Annotated in this window: 14 protein-coding genes and 1 pseudogene; 5 read left to right on the plus strand and 10 right to left on the minus strand. The window is 68.8% G+C overall.

Features of this window, described 5'->3' with window-relative positions:
* Nucleotides 1-82: 82 nt before the first annotated feature.
* Entirely contained in the window at nt 83-3,811 is a 3,729-nt protein-coding gene (locus tag JOE63_RS21705) for a DUF4132 domain-containing protein (RefSeq protein ID WP_204542262.1), read from the minus strand.
* A 258-nt stretch (nt 3,812-4,069) separates the two neighbouring features.
* On the opposite strand from JOE63_RS21705, the gene JOE63_RS14335 reads away from it, so the two are divergent.
* Nucleotides 4,070-5,542 (plus strand): NAD(P)-binding protein, encoded by a 1,473-nt coding sequence (locus JOE63_RS14335; protein ID WP_204542264.1) that lies wholly within the window; start codon nt 4,070-4,072, stop codon nt 5,540-5,542.
* A 102-nt stretch (nt 5,543-5,644) separates the two neighbouring features.
* Here JOE63_RS14335 and JOE63_RS14340 read toward each other — a convergent pair whose 3' ends face one another.
* Both JOE63_RS14340 and JOE63_RS14345 read right to left on the minus strand, forming a co-directional pair.
* Complete coding sequence (locus tag JOE63_RS14340; RefSeq protein ID WP_204542266.1) at nt 5,645-7,360, minus strand: DUF2075 domain-containing protein; 1,716 nt, start codon at nt 7,358-7,360, stop codon at nt 5,645-5,647.
* Nucleotides 7,347-7,667, minus strand: coding sequence for a nucleotide pyrophosphohydrolase (locus JOE63_RS14345; RefSeq protein ID WP_204542268.1), 321 nt, complete (start codon nt 7,665-7,667; stop codon nt 7,347-7,349). The genes JOE63_RS14340 and JOE63_RS14345 overlap by 14 nt, the downstream gene beginning before the upstream one ends.
* Before the next feature lie 1,294 nt (nt 7,668-8,961).
* Between JOE63_RS14345 and JOE63_RS21470 the strand changes: the two genes are divergently transcribed.
* Entirely contained in the window at nt 8,962-9,090 is a 129-nt protein-coding gene (locus JOE63_RS21470; RefSeq protein WP_275582788.1) for a hypothetical protein, read from the plus strand.
* Nucleotides 9,091-9,231: 141 nt separating this feature from the next.
* A complete protein-coding gene (locus tag JOE63_RS14350; RefSeq protein ID WP_204542271.1) occupies nt 9,232-11,253 on the plus strand; it encodes a TY-Chap2 family putative peptide chaperone in 2,022 nt (673 codons plus the stop codon).
* Between the two features lie 120 nt (nt 11,254-11,373).
* On the opposite strand, the pseudogene JOE63_RS14355 reads toward JOE63_RS14350, so the two are convergent.
* The 3 genes and pseudogenes from JOE63_RS14355 to JOE63_RS21080 all read right to left on the minus strand — a co-directional run bounded on the left by JOE63_RS14355 (nt 11,374) and on the right by JOE63_RS21080 (nt 13,213).
* A pseudogene (locus JOE63_RS14355) lies at nt 11,374-12,187 on the minus strand (IS5 family transposase).
* A 118-nt stretch (nt 12,188-12,305) separates the two neighbouring features.
* The gene (locus tag JOE63_RS21075) at nt 12,306-12,656 is read right to left on the minus strand and encodes a winged helix-turn-helix domain-containing protein (protein ID WP_307840112.1); all 351 of its coding nucleotides are present in this window, start codon (nt 12,654-12,656) and stop codon (nt 12,306-12,308) included.
* A complete protein-coding gene (locus JOE63_RS21080; protein WP_239576713.1) occupies nt 12,653-13,213 on the minus strand; it encodes a hypothetical protein in 561 nt (186 codons plus the stop codon). Before JOE63_RS21080 ends, JOE63_RS21075 begins: the two co-directional genes overlap by 4 nt.
* Before the next feature lie 238 nt (nt 13,214-13,451).
* Between JOE63_RS21080 and JOE63_RS14365 the strand changes: the two genes are divergently transcribed.
* Nucleotides 13,452-13,886: a very short patch repair endonuclease gene (locus JOE63_RS14365; protein ID WP_204542273.1), complete on the plus strand. Its 435-nt coding sequence runs from the start codon at nt 13,452-13,454 to the stop codon at nt 13,884-13,886.
* 15 nt (nt 13,887-13,901) lie between these two features.
* Here JOE63_RS14365 and JOE63_RS14370 read toward each other — a convergent pair whose 3' ends face one another.
* Genes JOE63_RS14370 through JOE63_RS14380 form a run of 3 tightly spaced genes read right to left on the minus strand, consistent with a single transcriptional unit; the run spans nt 13,902 to nt 17,954 of the window.
* Nucleotides 13,902-14,735: a protein NO VEIN domain-containing protein gene (locus JOE63_RS14370; RefSeq protein ID WP_204542274.1), complete on the minus strand. Its 834-nt coding sequence runs from the start codon at nt 14,733-14,735 to the stop codon at nt 13,902-13,904.
* Nucleotides 14,719-16,548 carry a DEAD/DEAH box helicase gene (locus tag JOE63_RS14375; protein WP_239576715.1) on the minus strand — a complete coding sequence of 610 codons (1,830 nt, stop codon included), beginning with the start codon at nt 16,546-16,548 and terminating at the stop codon, nt 14,719-14,721. The genes JOE63_RS14370 and JOE63_RS14375 overlap by 17 nt, the downstream gene beginning before the upstream one ends.
* Nucleotides 16,548-17,954, minus strand: a complete 1,407-nt coding sequence (locus tag JOE63_RS14380) for a ParB N-terminal domain-containing protein (protein WP_204542275.1) — start codon at nt 17,952-17,954, stop codon at nt 16,548-16,550. Before JOE63_RS14380 ends, JOE63_RS14375 begins: the two co-directional genes overlap by 1 nt.
* Nucleotides 17,955-18,117: 163 nt before the next feature.
* Here JOE63_RS14380 and JOE63_RS14385 point away from each other — a divergent pair, with 163 nt between their 5' ends.
* On the plus strand, nt 18,118-18,768 hold the full coding sequence (locus JOE63_RS14385; RefSeq protein WP_204542276.1) for a hypothetical protein: 651 nt from the start codon (nt 18,118-18,120) through the stop codon (nt 18,766-18,768).
* A 13-nt stretch (nt 18,769-18,781) separates the two neighbouring features.
* Here the strand turns inward: JOE63_RS14385 and JOE63_RS14390 are convergent, their stop codons facing one another.
* Entirely contained in the window at nt 18,782-19,807 is a 1,026-nt protein-coding gene (locus JOE63_RS14390; protein ID WP_204542277.1) for a DNA cytosine methyltransferase, read from the minus strand.
* Between the last annotated feature and the right edge of the window lie 155 nt (nt 19,808-19,962).

A 19,962-nucleotide genomic window follows, 5' to 3' on the forward strand; every position in this document is an offset into this window, starting at 1 on the left:
CGGCGCGGCGCCGAGTCCCGACGCCGCACCGCTCCCGTACCGCACCGTGCCGGTCGGTCCTGGCGCGGACCGACGAGCACGGTCAGTACTGGCTCTTGCGCTCCCAGTCGGGGTCGAACGATCCCGCCTCGGCGACGGCGACGTAGTCGCGGTACGCCTCCGCGACGAGCACGGGCGGCAGGTCCGCGATGCGCGCGGTCCCCCGGCCCGACGCGCGTCCCATGCGCTCGAACGTCAGGGCCGTCACCGCGGCCGCGATGTTCTCCTCGGGGACGAACGACCCCGTGAACTCGATCTGCACCACGACCCCCGCGCTCGCGAACGACTTCGTGTACGCGCTGAACCACCCGGCGTCCTCCGCCTGGGAGCGCGTGTAGCCGCGCTTGGTGGCGCGTCCCCGGATCGAGAAGCTGTCGGAAAACCAGCCCTTGTGGTCGTCGATCGCCGTCGCGCCGGCAGGGACGTCGGGCGTCGCGACGTCGAGCTGCGCGAAGAGCGGGGTCACCTCGTAGTCCGCGAGGTGCGCCGACCAGGCAGCCGTGGCGTCCGGACCGAGCAGGACCGCATGGGTGAGCCCGACCGTCGACCCCTCGCCGAGCACGACGTCCTCGTCGTCGGCGTCGACGAGCGCGCCGCCGTCGGGACGGAACGGGCGCGCCTCGTCCGTGCCGGGGTTCTCGACCCACACGAGCCGCTCGACGAGCCGCGACATCACCGGGTGGCCGAGCAGGTACTCCTGCCACTCCTGCGCCGTCCACGTGCGGCCCACGCACATCGCCTCGTAGAGCCGCTGGGTCTGCAGCGCGACGACCGCCTTGAGCTCCTTGCGGCTCGCGGTGAGCTGCTTCTTCGCGGCCGAGACGAGCTCGGGGTCGTCCTGCGCCCGCGCGGCCGGGAGCGCCTTGACCACCTTGCCCGCGTCGCTCGTGAGCTCGAGCGTGAACGCGGGGGTGATGCGCCCGACGTACTCACGGGACCCGAGGTCGAGGTGGAGCAGGCCGTCGTCCTCAAAGCCCGCCGTCTGGACCGTCCGGTCCGCGAGCTGGTCCGCCGTCCATCCGCGCCGGTCCGCGAGCTCGGCGGCGAGCCGCTGCGCCGTCTCCTGCACGGTCGCCTGCCGGAAACGGCGCGAGACCGCGAGGAGCTCCTGGATCGCGGCAGGCTGACCGTTCGCCGCGAGCGCCTGGACGAGCGCCTCGGTCTGCGCCCGGCGACCGACGTGCGCCTTCGCGTAGCGCTGGAACGTCGCGGCGAGCTCGCCACCCGGCATCGCGACCGTGAGCGCGAGCATCCCCTTGTCCTTGACCGCCGAGCCGAGGTAGGTCGCCTGGTGCTCCCGGTAGAGGTCGCGGTGGTGGTCCTCGACCGTCTTGGACGCCTCGACCGAGTAGTACTCCGGCGAGCGCTTGGCCCACGCCTGGTACTGGTCGTACCGCTGCTGCGCGCCCGCCGTCGCGTGCGCGTCGCTCTCCTGCGCCGACGGGTTGCGCGTGTCCTGCGCGACCCACGCGGCCAGCACGTGGCTGCCGAGGCGCGCGCGGTCCTCCTCCTGCAGGAGGGACAGGTATCGCTCGAGCAGCCCCGCGCCGCTCGGGTCCTTGAGCTTGACCGCGAGCACGACCCACCAGCGCAGGATCGTCGGGTCCACCGGCGAGCCGTCCGCCGCCCAGCGCGCGTCCGGCAGGGAGCCCAGGTCGAACCAGGACATGCTCACCGGCGCCTTGCCGCGCAGTCCCTTGGTCGCCTCCGCGAGCAGCACCTCCGGCGCGAGGTCGACCGAGATGTCCTCCCCGAGGACCTCGAGCGACGTGAGGATCGCCGCCCGGACGACCTCGCTGCGCTCCTTCGCGAGCGCGGCCCGCAGTGCGGGCACCGCGTCGGCGTCGCCGAGCCGGGCCAGCCACTCCGCGGCGGTGCGGCGCACCTCGGACCGGCCGTTGCCGAGCCCCTGCTCGGCCAGGCCCCGCACGCCGGGGTGCGTGCTCAGCGCCTCCTGCGCCGTCGCCCGGTACGTGCGGCCCTCGCCGAGCGCGAGCTCGGTGAGGCGCGGCAGGAAGGTGCGCGGGACGTGCGGGAGCTGCGCGAGCACCGCGAGCGCCCGCGCCGGCTTCGTCGTGCCGTACGTGCGCTCGCGGTCGTCCAGCGCCGCGGCGAGCCGGTCGAGCCGCCCCGCGTAGTACGGCCACGCGTTCTCGGGCGTCACCGTGTCCATGGCCCACCACGTGGAGAAGTACAGCTCGTCGATCAGTGCCTCGGCGTCGTCGCGACCGATCCGCCGCAGCGCCTCGTCGAGGACGCGCAGGTCGACGTCGAGCATGTCGCCCTCGTTGAGCCGATACCAGCCGAACCGCTCGCTGTGGCCGCGCGCCTCGTTCGCCTGGAGCCGCAGCCGGTGCAGGAGGGTGATACCGGGGAGGCGCGAGAAGACGCCCGGTGCGGCCAGCCGGCGCATCGCGATGCCGCCCGGGCGACGCGTGCTCGTCCCGGACAGGAACGCGGCGAAGATCCGGAGGTCGTCGTCGGAGATTCCCGGCAGCTCCTTGAGGTCCTGCTCGACGGCCTGGCGACGCCACCGCGGCCACCCGTCGTCGTCCTTCTTGCCGGGGTGCGCCGCCAGCTCCGCGCGGGCGCGCTCGAGGGCGGTATCGATCGCGGCCCGCGCGGCCTGCACGAACTCATCGCCGAGCACCGTCTCCGGCAGGAGCTCGAAAGGCGGCACCTCGATCGCCGGCTCGTCCTCCTGCGCGGCGTCGAGCACGCGGGCACGCTCGACGGTGTCGCGCAGGAGCGTCGCGCGCGCCCCGGTCGACTGCTCGGCGGCCCGCTCGAGGTCGACCAGCCCGCCGTCGACCTGCGCGAGGCGCGTCACGACCGTCCCGAGCCGGGACGGCGCGAGGGTTGTGAGGAGCGGGGTGAGGATCTCGCGCTGGCGCTCACCCGGGAGCTGCGCGACGGCGGCCACCGCCGCCTCACGCACGCCCTTGCTCGTGTCCGCCGCGAGCCGAGCCAGGAGCGGGGCGAGCGCCGCCGTCGCCGCAGCGTCGGACGCCACGAGCTCGATCAGCTCCGTCCGCCCCGCGGCGCTCACGCCCGGCAGCGCCTGGGTCGCCACGTCGACGTGCGCGACCACGAAGTCGCGCGCCGGCTCGCCGAGGAGCGCCGGGCCCAGGTGGCGCGAGGCCCAGCCCGACGACGTCGGGCGCTCGAACAGCTCGCGCAGCACCACCGCCGTCGCGTCGGTCTCCGGCACGCCGCCCTCGACCGCGAGCGCCACCAGCAGGTCCGGCGTCCAGCGGTCGGGCGTCTGCTTGCCGTTCTTGCCCTTGCGGCGGTCGTTCGCGCGCCGCGACATGTCATTCACGAGCACCGTGAGCCAGCGCGGGTCGGCGGGGCGCTCGCGGTCGACCTCCGACGACACGGCGCTGAGCACCCGGCCGATCCGCACGAGCTCAGGGATCGTCACCGAGTCGCTCAGCGTGTAGAGGTTGGACCGGGCAGTGACGGCCTTCGCGGAGGTCCAGCCCGGCACCGCGGTCTTGAGTCGGTCGTCCTGCGCGGGCGTCGTCCACGAGTAGATCCCCGACTGGCCCGGCCGCCCCAGCAGCACCTCGACGTCACCGCCGCGCAGCGCCTCGAGCTCCAGCAGCACCTCGGGGCCCTCTCCCCGGTGCACGTACGCGACCGCGCGGTCCGCGAGCGCCGGCGACTCGACCGCGAGCACCTTCAGCGCGTCGACGAGCCGAGCGCTCGGACGGCCACCTCCCGCCTGCTCCTCGTCGCGCCGGAACAGACCCTTGACCTTCTCGAGCACCCTCTACCTCACCGTCACGTCGTCGCTGCTGGTGCGGCCGATGCTAGAGGCGGGCGCCGACACGAGCCGGGCTGGCGCGAGGCCCGACGCCCAGGGGTCGCACATCGACGTCGGGAGGCAGCCCACGAACGGGCGAACGCCGCGCCGCGCGGGACGGCGATACGGGCCACCGGAGAATGGCTCGAAGTGTCAGGGCGGAATCGCGTTCACGCGCCCGAATTCCGAACCGGTGCTAGCGTCACCCTGGGGGTGGTCTCCATGGAGCTGGTGTACCAAAGCGACGGAAAGCGCGTCGTCGTCAATCCCGACCTTCTCGTGATCGCCTGCGATCCACGCGGCCTCGAGCCGGTCATGGAATTCACCCCCCAGGAACGGCCACTGCTGGACGCTCTCCGCAACTTCACCTTTTACACGACGTGCCTACGGGTCTACCCGCGCACGACGCAAGACCGGGTCGTCATCCTCGCTCCCGACGTCGTCGAGTCGCAGGCAGGCCTCGTGCAGGGGTACCGCAACGAGACAGCGAAACAGTGGGGTCTTCCAGCCGCGAACAGCGCCACGACCAATGTCGTCACGACATATCAGATGGTCGGGATCAACGGCGCGTCGGATCCTGCGACCCTCGCCGCACAGCGCAGCGCGTTCCTGGACGATCCGCCGTCGTGGTGGCCCTTCCAGCCCGGCCGGTACGAGATCGTGCAGGTCGAGGAGCATCAGGACGGCGCAGTCCACCCGGCCGTCAACCCGTTGTTCACGCCCTACTTCAACCAGTTCCCCGCCGCTGCGCTCGGCGCCGGGGCACCATGGCGATGGCTCAACATCCAGGGCATGAACGACACCGTGTACGTCCACGCGTCGACGTGCTTCGAGTCGGTCCTGCACTGCTGGTCCTACCTGAACATCCTTCTCGCCGCGAGGCCCCAGCTGCTCGCGGCCCCCAAGGACAGCACCATCGTGGTCATCGGCGCGGGTGTGAGCGGACTTCTCTTCGCGCAGCGTTTCATCGACGAGGGTTTCACCGACGTCTCGCTGCTGGAGTCCACGAACCGCTTCGCAGGCAAGACGCACTCGTTGCAGGTGCCGGACCAGGGCGGCACGTCCATCGCGGAGCTCGGCACGTGCTATCTGTCGCCGGCGTACGACGAGATGGCACGGGCGCTCTCGGAGTTCACCGTCGGCAACGCGCGCGTACCCGTGGCCCATGGGTCCGAACGCGGCATCGTCGTCGGCGCTCCGCCGAACGAGACGGTGATGGCCTACAGCGACTACGGGCTCATGGTCGCCTGTCAGTCGCTGGGGTTCGGGTGGCCGTGCAGCAAGGCGAAGCAAGATGCCGCGTACCTCAAGCTCATCGAAGCCGCCTTGTTCTACGTGGGCCTACGCCTCGAGATCTTCGGCACCATCGATGGTGTCATGCCGACCTCGAGGCCGGCCGGCGACCCGCACGGCGTCTTCTCGAAGACCTTTGCACAGTTCCTCGACGACAACGGCATGGGCGTGCTGAAGGGCTATCTGATGTACGCCTACCAGGTGCAGGGTTACGGGGATCTCGACAAGATCCCGGCGTACTACGGTCTCGTGTGGATCACACCGGACATCGCGCAACCCTTCGGCGGTACGAGCGGCGTCACGGCCTGGCAGAAGGGCTGGGAAGACGTCTGGGACCAGATGGTCACGAAGCGCGCCATGAACATCACGCTGAACGCCCGCGTGGTCAGCGTTCGCCGCTGACCACGGCGCGTCGTCGACAGCCGCGTCGGTCTCACGAGCGACATCGGCGGTTCCGCTCCCCGGCCGAGCACGTTCGACGTCGATGGCGCTGTTTCGGCCGGCTCAGGGGTCGATGAATGCCCGAAGGTGCGTTCGCAGCTCGGGGTCCACGACGTAGACGAACGTCCCGCGCATCCCTCGCGTCAGCAGCACCGCATAGATGTTCGTGACGAACGCCAACAGGTCGTCGTCGTCGTACGTGATTCCCCGCTTCGTGTTGTTCTGCATCCCCTTCGAGTCGAAGTAGGACCCCCTCTCGAAGTACAGGCGCCCACTCGCCGGGTCATAGCGCATGTCGCCGCCGATGATCACGCCTGCGTAGTTGAGGTCGTATCCCTGGACCGTGTGGATCGAACCGACCTCGTCGATCGACGTCGGGCTGCTGATCCAGTCCGTCGAGGTGCGGTTCCACGGCATCTGCAGACCGTCGAGGTCGATGTCGGGAGCAGAGGGGTCGGCCCGGCTGCGCCACGGAAAGGCATATCCCGCGACCAGACGCGCAAGCCCGTACTCGGCTTCCCGTGCGCGGATCGCGTCGCGCATCTCACCCAGATCGTCGAACATCCGCAGCTCGTAGCCACCGAAGCGTCGCGGCGTCGGGCTCTGCCCGGCGAGGATCTCTCGGATGTACGCGACGTAGTCGTGGCCCGCGAGGACACGCATCTGCGAGGACAGCGGGTAGAGGCGGTGCGCCTCGCGCGCCTCCTCGACCAACCTGTCGAGGACGTCGGTCGGCAGATCGGCCGGACGCACACGCTGACCCGAGTCGAGCAGGAAGATCTGGTGCCTGCTCTTCTCTCGAATCCAGTCGAGCTGGGTGATCGTGAGGTCGTCCGCACCGAAGAGCCGGTGATTGATCGCGGGGAACTTGGCGTTCAGAACGCCTGACGCGAGGCTCGCGCGCTGGTTGAGCCGGTGAGTCTCGTCGACGATCAGCAGATCGAACGTCTCCGTGCTCTCGCCGACCTGGAAGGGCGTGAGCACCATGTCCTTGCGTAGACCAGGCGTCTTGCGGAACACCTCCTGGATCGAGGCACGCAGCGACTGCTGCGGCACCACGAGGCCGACCTTGAAGTCCTTGAGAAGCTCGGGGTAGCCCTCCGCGAAGAACTCGGAGAACACCGTCTCGGCGCTCAGCGCCTCTGTGAGGTCGGCCGTCTCGATGTCACGAAGGAGCTTCATGAGGTAGATGCCGACGATCGTCTTGCCGGTGCCCGGGTCACCCTGGACGACGATCGTGCTCTGGCGGTCGGAACGCAGATCGTCGAAGAGGCCCTCGAGGATGTCCTCGACGGCGATCGCCTGGTCGGAGTTCAGTGCCTTGAACGGCGAGAGCTTGAACAGGTCGCTGTTCTCGATCTGGCTGATCGACCGTGTGAAGAGCCCCTGCGCGCGCAGTTCCTCGAAGACCGCTCGGAACGTGTCGCGGTAGCGGCTCCGGTCGTAGTAGTCGGCATCGACGATGCCGAAGTTCCGGTTCAGGACCTGATAGTGGCCGTCCCCCGAGAACCAGCGGATCAGGTGCGACTCGAGGTCGAGGCAGACCGACTTGTTGAACGTCTCGTCGACGACGATGCGAACACCCCTCAGATGCGCCTTGCCGCTCGTGTCGAGGTGCTGTCGCATGCGAGCAACGGCGTTGAGGGTCTCGCCCACGTAGATGTCGCGATCGCCGTCGATCGCGTACACGACGGGCCAGTTGGTGAGCCGACGATCCCCCCGGCGAGTGTTGACCGCATCGGCATGGAACGGAAGGTGCTCGACCTCAAACCTGGTCATACTTCGTGCTCCGGCCACGCGCCCTCTCGACCGGGTACTTCTCCTTCGTCGTCTTGAGCTTCTCCAGGACGATCCGATCGACGTCGAGGCCGAGCCTGTCCGCGAGGAGCAGGCAATATGTCAGGACGTCGGCGAGCTCGGCTTCCACGTCCTCGGGAACGAAGTCCGAGCTCCACTGGAAGCACTCGAGAAGCTCGGCCGCTTCGATCGAGATGCTCTTCGCCAGGTTCTCCGGGGTGTGGAACTGCCCCCAGTCGCGCTCTGCGACGAACTCGCGAAGCGCCCGAATGACCTCTGTGTCACGCATGTCGGGGAGGGTACTCGCTCAGCGGGGCAACTTCCCACGCACACGCCGCTTCTCGCCATGGCCTGCCGAGACGATGCCGACATGCCACGCCTGACCGGTCCGCTTCGCGTCCTCCCACGACCACCCTCAGAGGATTCGCGCTCGGTCTCCTCGGGCGGGCCGCGCCTTCCGAGGTGGTGGGCCCGGAGGGACTCGAACCCCCGACATCCACGGTGCAACTGGTGAAAGTCTGCCTGACCTGCATGTTTGCGACGGAATCATGAGCCGCGGGCCTATCGCGGGGCTGGAGCGCGCGGTCGGTGATCATGCGTTCCAGGATGGCACGGCAGATGTTGAGTTCCCGGCGGCGGTAGGTGACGCGCGACAGACGGACTATGGCGCCTTGGTCGCGCTACCAGCTGGGGCAGACGGATTGCTGACGAGGCGGGCAAGCATGTCGCGAACGACGTCTCCGGTGCCGAGTACCACGTCAGCTATTCCGATCCGCTGGTGGCAGATACGGACGGCGACGGAATACTAGGGGACGCGGCGGACCGACCTCGGGCTCGACGCGTTCGACCCGGACAACGACGACGACCAGCCCGACGACCGCATCGAGGTCGAGGAGATCGGCACAGCTCCCGACCTCGCCGACACCGGGTGGTGACGGCATCGACGACGGGTTTGAGGACGCGAACAGGGAGAGCCGGGGTCTCGACCCGCTGTGGGTCGACGTCAAGGTCAGCACGTGGGACTACGCCACGGACTTTTGCACGGGGCGCGATCCTCGGCGACCTCAGCCCAGGAAACTCGCTCGCGTGGCTTACCGGGAACCTCGTGTCGGGCGGGTCCAGCTTCCTTCCGGGTGTGGGATAGGTCGTCGGCTCCGTTGCCGATGTCCGCGACGTCATCGGGTCGGCGATCCACGCCGACTGGGTGGGCGCGGGCTTCTCCGCGGTGGGTGTCGCGCCGGGCGTTGGCGACGCCGTCGCGATCCCGGTCAAGGTGGCGACGTTCGTCGCGCGCAACCCCAAGCTCGCGACCCAGGTAGCCGCCGCCATCGGGGCTCTCGACAAGGTGCCGGCGGCGGTCAGGGTCGAGGCCGTCAAGGCGACGGTGCCCAGCTGGAACGGTCTGACGCGCGCCGGCTCCAACGAAGGAGCAACTCCTACTGCTGGCTCAAGGTCGCACCAACTTCGACCATGTCGTAGCAGCCCTTCCGGGCAGCGTGCCCGCCGGACGGACCACGTCAGCCTTTTACCCGACCGGTCAGAGCGGCGAGGACCACCTCGCCAGCATCTTGGGTGCGTCGCCCATGGGCACTGACAGGCAGGTCCCGCCTCGACGGTTGGACTGCCTCGAGATCTGTCGCAGCAACACCCGCATCTTCGACGTGCTCGTCGACGGCGTCGCCCACGAGTCGAAGGTCGGCTACGCGCGGTGAGAGTCTTGTCGCTGCCCATCTAAATCGGGGGTCAACAGCAGAAGCCACCGGGGGTGCTCAATGAGCCGTATCCGAAGAAACGATCTCGTCCGCGCTCTGGTGGAGCTTGGTACCGCCGAACGGTCTCCGGTCGAGGTAGTCATGACCGACCGGGACAACCTGGCCGGCTGGCTCGCGACCAGACACGACCTGGTCTCCGAAACGGAGCCGATCGAAGCCGTCATCATGAACGGCGAGGTGCGGGCAGCGATCTGCTGGCCCTGGATCGTGACACCGGCCGGCGAGACCATCAATGCCGAGGCACGACTCTCAGCGGGCACAAGCCTGCCCGACCTGGCCACGTGGGTCGCGCAACCTGTCGAGACGCGAGTTCGCCGCGCAGGGACCGTCGTCGTGCCTGAGGGGCCGTTCCGCCACCACGACGAGCGCTGGAACCGCTTCACCTACTCCTACGACGGCTACTCCCGCTGGTACGGGGATACTCAGGTCGCATCCCGCGTCCTGGACGAGGCGCGAGCGGCCTCCGCGGAGGGGACGCTCGACCTCGCCAGTTTCGGCGTCGACACGCTCCGGGCGCTGCTCTTCTTCACCGAGCGCCGCGCGCGCTGGGCCGAGGAATGGACCGTCGTGGACAATTTCTGGGCGACGATCATCACGGCCGAACTTCGTCGGAAGACCGGCGGCCTGATCACCGAGATTCCGGGCCGGGGCACCACGGCCCAACTCGCCGCCGCGTATCTGCTGGAACAGGCGGAGACCTACGCTGCAGCGGTCCGATCGAGCGGCATTCACCAGCTCGTCCACGACCTGGCTGAACGAGTCCCGTCGCTGGGGCGCGAGGAACTCGAACTCGAGCTCTCAGTGTTCGGCGAGTGGCTGGCGCATCTCACGATGATCGGCTCCAAGACCGAGATGGACCCGGCCGTTCGGCAAAGGGTGACGAAAATCCTTGCCCCCGCGATATCGGACTATGCCCAGTCGATGTGGTCACACGCAGCCCCCGTCGCACCGCTTCAGGCAGCCCTTCGCGAGAGACTCAAACGCCTCGGCTGGGCAGAGCACTACCTCGGCGCCTCCTCGGATCACGCCAAGACGAGGAAACGGTGGGATCTCGTAACACGTGATCGCGCTGGTGACATCTCCGGTCTGCACGTCGAGGCCGCCGGGTCGCCGCCCTTCACCGGAACCATCCCTCGCTCGGAGGGCCGGTGGTTCCGCGACCCCGGCGTCGGCATCTACTGGACTGATGACCGTGACCGGACCGGCGTCCTCTCATTCGACGGCGGCCAGTCGACCGCAGATCTCGACGCCCTGAAGACCGACGTCGCGAACGCCGGCGGAACCGCGTCCGACGCCTTCGAGGCCGCCCGCAACGCCGCTCAGCAGCACCATGGCCCGGTCCGCACGAGGATCGGTCATCTTGACGCCGTGCGCAGCACTTACGGCGAATTGACCACGCATGTCGAGATGCCGGCATCGGGAAGCGGCGGTTGGTGGGCGCACGCGGCGTCATGGGTCGTCGCCACCGAGCTCGCTCGCCGCCACTCCGACACGAGCATCGTCCAGGTTCACATGCCCAGCGGGATATCCGATCGACTCTGGGTGGGTCGGTGGCACCCCGAGAAGGAGCTCGACTTCACGGTCCTCTGGTCCCTCGATCGTGCCGGCGGTGCCGCGCACACCGGGCCGAACCTCATAACCTTCTCAGACGATCCATGGACACATCTGATCAAGTCGGGAGACCCGTTCGACATGATCGCGGAGCTGGAGCGCGCGGTCGGGTACCGACCTGTCGCTCGCGCCCGACCGACAACCTCCCGAACGCTCACCTACCGGCTCATCTCCCATGTCATGTCGGCCACGGCCGTGACGCGAAGGCCGGTGCGTTGCCGCAACGTCGTGATCGACTCGTCGATGGGCTCGGTCGTCGACATTCCTGACGCGTTCGCGCACCAGCTTCCTGCGGATGCGCTCGAGCACGAGGCGATCCGCCGGGATCACTATCGGTACTGGGTCCTGGAGCGCGAGGGCCGAGCTCTTGCACTCGTGAGCGACCGCGGAAGAGGGTGGAGCGAGCGCGGCAAGCTCGATCTCGTTGCTGAGTACCGGTCCTCCCGTTCCATCGCGGTGACAGCAACGGCGTTGCTCGGTGGCTTCGTCTGAGCCCGCCGGGTCGCGCGACCCGGCCAAGTCAGGTCACGCCTCACCCGAACGCTGAGGCACACACCGCCGAATTCACCCGCTGCCACCAGGCAACTCTCGAGGCACCCCCTAGAGGACGTCTCACGTGGTTGCCTGGAGCTTCTTGAACGCGGTGATGGTGGCCCCGAGCGCGACGAAGGCGGCGAAGAGGTTGGCGTGGCGTTCGTAGCGGATGGTCAGGCGGCGGTAGCCGGTGAGCCAGGCCTGGGTGCGTTCGACCTTCCAGCGGTGGCGTCCGAGGCGCTCGGAAGAGTCGATGCCGCGGCGGGCGATCTTGGGGGTGATGCCGCGCTCGCGCAGGAAGGAGCGCAGGCGCTCGACGTCGTAGCCCTTGTCGGCGCGCAGCTTGACCAGCCGGCGCCTGCGCGGTCCGCGGCGCGACTTCACAGGTGGGATGCCGCGGACCATCGGTTCGGCGGCCAAGGAGTCGTGCAGGTTGGCTGCCGAGACGCCCACGACCAGGGGCAGGCCGTTCGCGTCGGTCAGGACGTGGATCTTGGAGCCCTTCTTGCCCCGGTCCACCGGGCTCGGGCCGGTCAGCGAGCCCCCCTTTTGGCCCGTACGCTCGCCGCGTCCAGGATCACCGAGCTCCAGTCGATCATCCCGGCCGCCCCGAGCCGGTCCAGGACCTGGCGTTGCACGCGGGCGAACACCGCGGCCTGGGTCCAGGTGGTGAACCGGCGGTGCGCCGTGGCCGCGAGACGCCGAACGAGTCCGGCAGCATCCGCCACGCGCACCCGCTGGTCAGGACGTAGACGATCGCCGTGAACACAGCCCGCGCGTCCACCGGCGCCGTCCCGCCGCCCTGCGGTCGCGTCTCGAAGTCTGGCAGCTCGGGCTCGACGAGCTTCCACAACTCGTCGGGCACCAGCCGCAACCCCAACGCATCGCTCACGAGATCAGATCATGGCCACCCGAACCCCGCGAACCGGGCATCCACGCCGAACCGGGGCGAACCGTTTGCGACATCCTCCAGCAGGGCAGTTGTCTGGCAATGAGCCTGCGCGGAGTCGTCAGGTGTCGTCGGGGTTGGCTCGAGACGGGTGGGGCGCCGCGAGGGTGTTGAGCAGCCCTCGCAGGAGCTCTACCTCGACGAGAAGCGCCTGGCGTCCCTCTGGCGTGATCCGAGCCCAGGTGCGGGAGCGACGACCATCGCTGCCTTTGCGGAGGGTGACGTAGCCACTGGTCACCAGCACCTCGAGGTGTCGTCCAAGGTTGCCGTCGGTGAGCTGGAGCACGCGCTTGAGGTGTGTGAAGTCTGCACCTCGCGTCTCAGCGAGGATCGCCAAAATCCCCAACCGTGCCCGCTGGTGGACCGTCTCGTCGAGCTGGGCGAGCGGATGCTGCTCAGGAGGGGAGCTCACGCTGTGACTGGTCCGGAACCTCGTCGTTCGCGGACGAACGTGACGATCGCGAGGATCAGGACCACGAGCGTGCCGATCACCATGCCCCCGACCCCGCCGCCCAGGAACGCAGCATGATTGCTCAGAGTGCCGAGCGTGACGACCGGACTCAGCGCCATCAGGAACAGCCCGGGCCCCCAGAGCCATGCGTCGCGCCCGCGCCACCCGAGGACGACGAGCCCGAGGCCCAGGAAGAACGCAGGCCCGACGAAGATGACGGCGACCAGGCCGAACGGCACGAAGAGCAGGGCCAGTAGAGCGAGCGCGATGAGGCCGTACCGGTCACTACCCACCCCGACGCCGGTCACGCGACGCTGAATCAGCATGGCGACCAGGAGCAATGCGTAGGTGAACGCAGGCACGAGCGCCTGAGGGAACAGGTACCACCGCATGGTCGCCTCGGCGAACGTCAGGAACACCATGGCCAGAGCGTTGACGGCCAGGGGCAACGACGTCGCGTGCCGGACCGCGCGTTGCTGCGCCTGGATCGCTGCCACGTACTCCGGTGCGCTGGTCATGGATTCACTCGGCCTGACCGAGCAAGTGTCGTCAACAAGCCGCGCGGCCCGGACCTACAACGACGCAGCCAGCCACGTGAGACGTCCTCTAAACCTCGCTTACGCCATCATCTGCTGGCGCAAACTCCCCGGCTAACCATTCTGAAACGAGCTCTCATAAGCCTTCCTCGGGTTGGGCCTTCGCGAGGACTTCCTCGGAACGCCACGCAGACACCCCCGCGCGCGCCAGGATGGGGGTATGGCTGATCACCTCAGCAGAGAGGGCCGCTCACGGAACATGGCCGCGATCCGGGCGAAGGACACCAAGCCGGAGCTCGCACTGCGCCTGACACTCCGGCAGGCCGGTGCGACTGGATACCGCGTGCACCGCAGGGACCTGCCGGGTCGGCCCGACATCGCCTTCATCCGTTGGAAGGTCGCCGTGTTCGTCGACGGCGTGTTCTGGCACGGGCACCCGGATCACTGGAACCCGGCGAAGGCGTCCTCCGACTATTGGCGGCAGAAGATCGCGCGCAACATCGAGCGGGACCGGGCCGCTGACACAGCCCTTGCGGAACTCGGCTGGCGCGTGATCAGGGTGTGGGACGTCGACGTCCGTGCCCGGCCCGGCGAGTGTGTGCAACAGGTTATCCAAGCGCTGCGAGAGGCAGGCAAGCCGCTAGCTGGGGCCTGAGCCGCGAGACCTCCGTCACCAGGCCGGGACCCGGGCCGCCGCATCGTCCCCGAGCTGGGGTACCCCGCTGACGATCACCCCGGCGGGGACCTCGAGCTTAACCGCCTCCCAACTCCCGAACGGGCTAGCATCGCCGGGGACGTTCGCGTCGATCCACTCGCGCGGAACGTGTCCTACCCCGGCGATCTCCATCTCAGGGGTCAGCCGGACGGTCACGAACAACCAGCGGCTGTCCCGGACCATCACGCCGTATTCGTGCCGCGACAGGTACGCGGTGAAGCGCCCGGAGCGCGTCGTGGACTTCACCTCCAGGTGCGCCGTGACTGCGCCGTGGGCGAAGGCGATGTCGTAGCCGAATCCGTCAGACCACGCCGCCACGTGGTCGACGCGGGCACCCGGGCACTCCCCGAGGAGGGCCACGAGGGCCCCCTCCCCGGCCGCCCCCACTTGCTCACGGGCAGCCGTGTCGACCTTGCCCCAGCTCGACATGACTTGCCCAAACACCTCGTCGGCATCCAGCCCGAGCGCAACTCCCACAGACACGATGTCGGAGGGCAGCTCGTCCGGCGAGCGGACAAGCTGGTCGGCGTCCTGCACCCACGGCGGCGCCACCCGCTCGAAGATCGTGCTCAGCACCCTTGTCGCCGGTGGCACCTGCGATCCCCGGTGCTCGAGGAGTCCCAGGTCCTTCAGCCAGGTCAGGGCGGTCGCGTACTGGGTGGGTGTGAGTTCGCTGTACTGCTCGTGCGTGGTGAGCAGAGCCTGTGCGCGCGGGATGCCACCGCTCGACGGGAGTACCTCCAGCCAGCGCTTCGCAGCGAGCAGGACCGGCTCAGGAGGCAGGCGCACGGAGGTGGCCCATCAGCGCCTCGAGGTCGCCGCGGTCGAGGCCGCCCCCGGCCGCGGGCTCCTCATCCAGATCAGCAAGCTGCTGCACGGCGGGGTCGTCGAGGATTCCGCCCATGAACGTGAGCTTGGCCGCCAGCCGCGCGGTGACGACCTCGTCGATCGTGCCCTCGGAGGCGAGCACCGTGATGCGCGTGGCAACGTCGTGCCGCAGCCCGAGGCGGTGGATCCGGTCAAGGCTTTGCAGGAAGCGTCCCGCGGCGAAGTCGCGGTCCACGTAGACGGCGTCGTGGCACTCGTGGTGGAGGCTTATCCCCTCGCCGAGCGTCGCGGGGTTGGACAGCAACACCATGCAGTCCGGATCGCTCTGGAACCGCCGGATCTGCTCCTCGCGATCCGGGGTGCCGCCGTGCACCATGGCAGGGCCGAACTGCCCGAGGATGCGCTGCAGGGTGTTGAGGCTCCGGATGAATGTCGACCACACCAGGGTCTTGCGCCCCTGCGCCGCGTTCTCGCGAACGATCGCGAGAACCTCGTGGTACTTCGGCGACATCTCGTAGGCCGGCAGGTCCTGCATCAGCTCGTAGAGCGACGATCCCTCCGGGACCGCGAGCGGCGCTACCTGGTAGGCCAGCGGCTCGTACCTGGTCGTTCCGACCGTCAGCAGGGCAGGGCTGGTGGCCGCCATCAGCATGTAGATGAGGATACGGCCCAGCGCCTGGAAGTCACCCTCGGCGCCGGCCGCCCGTGCGGAGAACTGCCCCAGCAAGGCCTCGTAGATCTCGGCGTGGAGCGGCGGGAGCGGGACGGTGCGGATCGATGTGTCCACAGGAGGCAGATCGAGTTCGCTCTTGGTCGTCCGGGTGAACAGGGGCTTGAGTGCGCGGCTGGCCGCGGAGAGGTCTCCGCCAGCCACCGCCCGCAGGACGCTCTGGCGTCCGGTGCCGGGCCAGACGAACCCGAAGAGGTTCTCGAGGTCCCGGACGCCATTCGGGGCTGGCGTCCCGGTGAGAATGAGCCGCCGCCGTGCGCGTGGGCCCAGCGCCAGGCAGGCAGCTCCGTACGCGCCTTCCGCGCCGAGCTTCATCCGGTGCGCCTCATCCAGGATGATCATGGACGGCCGCTCGGTCAGCCAGCGCCCGAGCGAGGTGACGAGGTTCGGCAGCCGCTCGTAGTTCACGATGATCGCGTCCGCAGTCCCAGACGGGACACCGTCCGAGACCTCCATAACGAGCGGCGGCTGGAGGCACTCGGTATTCTCCTCCTCCCACGCGCCGTAGGCAGATTTCGGCCCGACGATGAGCAGCCGCTCGATGCCATCGTGGTGGCGCAGTGCCTGATACACGGCCAGGCCGACCCGGGTCTTGCCGGCACCCGGCACCGAGAAGTTCGCCCCGTGCCGCAGCGACAGCAGCTTCGCGATGTCGCGGCGCTGGAATGCTGTGAGACCGCCGGTCCACGCCGGGCCAAGGAGCCCAGGAAGGACATCCTCGCTGACCGCGGGCGGCGCCTCCGGGGAGTCCAGCCGCGCCGACACGGTCTGCGCGTCCTGCAGCGAGTCCACAACCAACGCCTCAAGCTGCGGGTCCCAGGCGACCTGGCCGTCATCCTTGTGGGGCCACCGGTTCAGCACGCCCAGATTGGTCAGAAGGTCGTCGAGCTCCACTTCGACGCTGCCCGGCGTGCGCTGGGTGCTGGACTGGAAGCCGACAGCCAGCCGGCGGAGATCACCCTCCATGCCTGGACGCGCTGTGAGTCGCGCTCGCGTCACCTCGGACGCGAGCCCGATGGCGAGGCTCGGGGCGTCGCTTGCCATCACCTGGACCGGACGGCGTCGAGGAGCCAAGCTACGCCTTCCCCGGGCGCCGTGAACGTGCGGCCGGCCTGACGGGCGAGGATCTCCAGGCTCTCGCGGAGGACGATGAGGGCGTCGTCGAACGCCTCCTCGTCGAGCGCACGCTTGGCCTTCGCCTCCGCGAACTCGTTCGCGCACTGGGTCACATACTCTGCCGCGTCGGTCAGCCGCTCGGGTACCTGGGTCTGCCGCTTGACCAGTTCTGCGTTCTGCCCGGCCAGCTTCACAGCGAAGTCGAACGTCTCGCGTGCCTGCTTCACCACGGCAGATGCCCTGGCGACATCCTCCGGTGTCGCGCTCTTGCCATCACTCGCGATCGCCTTGGCGCGCAGAAGCTGGTCCGTGAGCGCTTCCGCTGCAGCCGAACTGCTGCTCTGACCCGGCAGGATCGCCCCGTGGATCCCCGGCACCGACAAGGGCTCCGCAGAGGCCACGCTGGGCTTGAGCTCCTCGGGGAGACGGCGCTCGAGGTAGCGGGTGTGGAAGTCCTCCTCGGCGAGTCGCAGGGACGTCTTCGGGTAGTCGAGCAGCACCATCGCGAGGCGCGACTGCTTGAGGCGGTTCGCGGCGTCGGAGTCGGTCGTAGCGAGCTTGGTGTAGTCGCGGTGGAGCTCGCGCAGCTTCTCCTGGTGCTGCTCGAAATCGATCAGCCGCAGGGAGGCGCCGTCAGCGGTCTTGCTGCGGTCGATCGCCTCGAGGATGAGTGCGTACACCCAGCGGTCCCGCTGGAGGGTCGCCAGCTTGATATTGAAGTCCTTGGCGACGTCGGCCTCCGAGCGCCCGCGGGCGAGCTCCTCGTCGATCGCGATCAGCCGGTTGATGTAGGAGTAGTCGCGCCGACGGTCCTTGCGGAGTTGCAGGGAGAGCTCGACATCGTTGATGTCCTGGCGCGAGGTGTCCTCGGGCAGGACGCCGACCCTGATGTTCGCGACACCGAGCTCCTTCAGCGCAGCGGCTCGGGTATTACCGTCCACGAGGATCCCGTGCGGGCTGACGATGCCCGGCTCACGCTGCCCGGAGTCGTCCAGCTCGTCCATGAGGGCGATGAAGTCGGGGTCGGTCTGGTCAGGGTTGGAGGGCCTCTGCTTGAGCAGGTCGCGGAGGTAGTCCTGGGCCTCCTGCCCCCAGGGGTCCTCGTCGAGGTTCTCGTTCCGCTCGGGGTCCAGCGTGCGCTGGGCGCGAATCCGGTGGGTGTCGGGGTTGAAGTAGAGCATCTCGACGGGCATCGAGATCACGTAGAGGTGCCGCTGCTCGCCGCGCCAGTCGATCGTGACCTTGGCACCGTCCTCAACCATCGCCTGCTTCAGCCGCTGGCTGATAATCTGCCTGATCTCCTCCCCCTTGGGAGGGATGCCGAAGCCGGCCATGGAGGCTCTCCTTCTTGCTCGTGTTCGCGGCGAAAACTGGATCCCGCGCATCCTTGCAAAGGGCACCGACAGTTCTCAACAGATCAGTAGGGTGAACGCCGTACGAGGGAGGCACAGCTCAGTGCAGCAGCCAGCATGGGACGACCCGAGTGCGGGAGGGGCCATGATCCGCGGAGCGCTGTGGCTCGTGCAGATCATCGGCGAGGGCAACACCTTCACGAAGAACCAGCTGCGGGATGCCTTCCCAGGAGTTTCCCAGGTGGACCGCCGGATCCGGGACCTCCGCGACTACGGGTGGGTCGTGTACTCCAGCGCCGAGGACGCCACCCTTCTCCGCGAGGACCAGCGCTTTGTGAAGGCCGGCGTTCCTGTCTGGGACCCCAGGGCTCGGCGTGCGAACGCACCTGAGAAGGCCATGAGCGCCAAGGAGCGCCAGGCGGTGCTCGCCCGTGACGGGCACATGTGTACGCTGTGCGGCATCGCCGGCGGCGAGCCCTATCCCGACGACCCAATTGTGACTGCAGTGCTGGCAGTGTCCCGGCGCGCCGTCGTCTCGGACGACGGGCGGGAGAGCCAGGCACTGGTGACCGAGTGCAAGAGGTGCCGGTCCGGCGACGCCCCCGCGCCGCTGGACGCTCAGGGTGCGGTCGCCGCGGCCACTGACCTGAGCCCGGGCGAGCTGCGACGGCTGCTCCGGTGGATGGAGCGGGGCCGCCGGGGCGCTACCGAGCTCGACCGGGCCTGGGCGGCATACCTGCGTGTGCCTCCCGACGAGCGAAGGCAGGTCGGGGAGCGGCTCCGCGAGGCCCAGTAGCGGGACGCCGTCCTCAGGCAGCACCTTCCGACGCGATGCGGCTGTCCCGGGAAGCCCATCCGGGCTCGAGCGCGTCGCGGATCGCGATTCCCATCGCCCGCGCCACTGGTGGCGGGAACGCGTTGCCCATCGTCTTGTACGCGTTGGTCTTCCGAAGGACCTCGTCGATCTTCCATGTGTCGGGGAAGCCCTGGATGCGCGCGGCCATCCGCACGTTGAGCTTGAACGGCTTGCCTTCAGGCCAATTGGGTTCCGGGGCAACCCCATGGTTAGCCAGGCCGAGCCCGTCAACGCCGAGGCGCAGCCACTGCGCCCTCGCCCGGGTGGGGCCAAGATCGGCGCCGCCATGCTTTTCGGAACCGCCGACGAGCGTCGGCGCGATGGCAGTCGCCACCTCGGTGGCCCAGCGCTCGGCACCCTGCCAGCCGTTCGCCGCGACGAGGTCCTTGAGTGCCTCACCCACCGTGACGCGCGACCCGGCCGGGGTGACGGGTTCCGGCCAGACGAAGCGCTCGCGGTCCTGCGCGTCACGGAACGCCACGAGCACCGAGCGGGGCCGCAGCTGCGGAACGCCGAAGTCGGCCGCGTAGACCATCTTCCAGACGGGGTCGCTGTAGCCGAGCTCCTCGAGCCGGTCGATTGTCTCCTGCCGCCAGCCCGCGAACTTGTCGTCCATGAGGCCCCTGACGTTCTCAAACATGGCGGCCCGCGGCCGGACCTCTTCGACCATGCGGAGCGCCTCGGGCCACAGGTTCCTACTGTCGGAGGCGCCCAGCTGCTTGCCCGCCTTCGATGCCGGGGTGCAGGGCACGCCGCCCGCCACGAGGTCGATGTCGTGGCCTCGGAATTCACGGAAGTCGACGTCGCGCACGTCCTTACGCTCGACGCGCCACCCGGGCTCGTTCGCCTCGAGGATCTTGCATGCTGGCTCCCAGTACTCAACGAGCAGCTTGTGCTCGTAGCCCGCCTGCTCTAGGCCGAGCGCCTGGCCACCGGCACCCGCGCAGATTTCAATCGAGGTGAGGGAGCGGCTCGTCATAGCCGTAGCCTACGGTCCGCGGGCCAGATCCCGAGCAGGCACGCCGTCGAACACATGTTCGATACATCGGGAAGGCCTTCTTGAGTCCAGCCGGGATTCGGGTCACGCCGACGCGGGTGTTGCACTAGCCTCGCCAGGTGCCGCCAAGACCGCCA

The organism is Cellulosimicrobium cellulans (assembly GCF_016907755.1).
GTDB classification, from domain to species: domain Bacteria; phylum Actinomycetota; class Actinomycetes; order Actinomycetales; family Cellulomonadaceae; genus Cellulosimicrobium; species Cellulosimicrobium cellulans_D.